Source organism: Streptomyces sp. KL109B (assembly GCF_030766935.1).
Taxonomy (GTDB): domain Bacteria; phylum Actinomycetota; class Actinomycetes; order Streptomycetales; family Streptomycetaceae; genus Streptomyces.
Genome location: NZ_JASERL010000028.1, coordinates 1 through 1,368, shown reverse-complemented (window position 1 = coordinate 1,368; position 1,368 = coordinate 1). Strand labels below are relative to the sequence as shown.

1 protein-coding gene and 1 pseudogene are annotated in these 1,368 nt (G+C 69.9%); both read right to left on the bottom strand.

Annotation, left to right across the window (positions count from 1 at the left end; translation table 11 throughout):
• Window positions 1–512, bottom strand: a pseudogene (locus tag RBJ65_RS41985) (electron transfer flavoprotein subunit alpha/FixB family protein); the annotation flags it as partial.
• A 59-nt stretch (window positions 513–571) separates the two neighbouring features.
• Window positions 572–1,360, bottom strand: coding sequence for an electron transfer flavoprotein subunit beta/FixA family protein (locus tag RBJ65_RS41980; RefSeq protein ID WP_306332218.1), 789 nt, complete (start codon window positions 1,358–1,360; stop codon window positions 572–574).
• Window positions 1,361–1,368: the final 8 nt, after the last annotated feature.

The window sequence follows — 1,368 nt, the reverse complement described above, 5'->3', positions numbered from 1 at the left end:
GCCAGCGCCTCGACGGCGCCGGCGGCCGGGGCCGGCTCGACGGCGGCGGAGTTGGGCTTGACGGTGATGACCGGGGTGCCGGTCGTCACGGTCGACTTGGTGGTGTAGGACGCGGCGAACACCGACTGGGTGGCCACCGGGCCCGCCTCGCCGGCCTCCAGGTCGACGGCGTCGGTGATGATGCCCGACTTGATGCGCAGCGCCAGGCGCGCGGCGATCTCCTTGCCCTCCGCGGAGGACGGCACCAGGACGGCGGCCGGGGAGACGTGCTCGTAGGCGGCGTGCAGCGCGTCGACCTTCGGCACGACCAGGTAGTCGGCGTACTCGGCGGCCTCGTGGGTGAGCACCTTGACGGCGCCGTGCTCGGCCAGCGCGGCGGCGGTGTCACCGGCACCCGCCCCGAGGGCGACGGCGACCGGGTCGCCGATCCGGCGGGCCAGCGTCAGCAGCTCCAGGGTGGGCTTGCGGACGGCACCGTCCACGTGGTCGACAAAGACCAGAACTTCAGCCATGGGACTTCAATCTCCTGCAATCACAAAGAACTTGGGCGATGGGTGGTGATGGCTGAAGCTCAGATGAACTTCTGGCCCGCGAGGAACTCGGCGAGCTGCTTGCCGCCCTCGCCCTCGTCCTTGACGATCGTGCCCGCGGTGCGCGCCGGACGCTCATCGGCGGACGCGACCTTCGTCCAGGCACCCTCCAGGCCGACCTCCTCGGCCTCGATGTCCAGGTCCTCCAGGTCCCACGCCTCGACCGGCTTCTTCTTCGCCGCCATGATCCCCTTGAAGGAGGGGTAGCGGGCCTCGCCGGACTGGTCGGTCACCGACACCACGGCCGGAAGCTGCGCCTCCAGCTGCTCGCTCGCGGTGTCACCGTCACGACGCCCCTTGACGACACCGTCCTCGACCGCGACCTCCGACAGGAGCGTCACCTGCGGCACACCCAGGCGCTCGGCGACCAGCGCCGGCACGATGCCCGCGGTGCCGTCCGTCGAGGCCATACCGGAGACCACCAGGTCGTAGCCGGCCTTCTCGATCGCCTTCGCCAGGACCAGGGAGGTGCCGATCGCGTCCGTGCCGTGCAGGTCGTCGTCCTCCACGTGGATCGCCTTGTCCGCGCCCATGGACAGCGCCTTGCGCAGCGCGTCCTTGGCGTCCTCCGGACCCACCGTCAGAACGGTGATCTCCACGTCGTCGTCCGAGTTCTCGGAAATCTGGAGCGCCTGCTCCACCGCGTACTCGTCCAGCTCCGACAGCAGACCGTCGACATCGTCACGGTCGAGTGTCAGGTCATCGGCGAAACCCCGGTCGCCCGTGGCGTCCGGCACGTACTTCACGGTGACAACGATCCTCAAGCTCACGCCGGCTC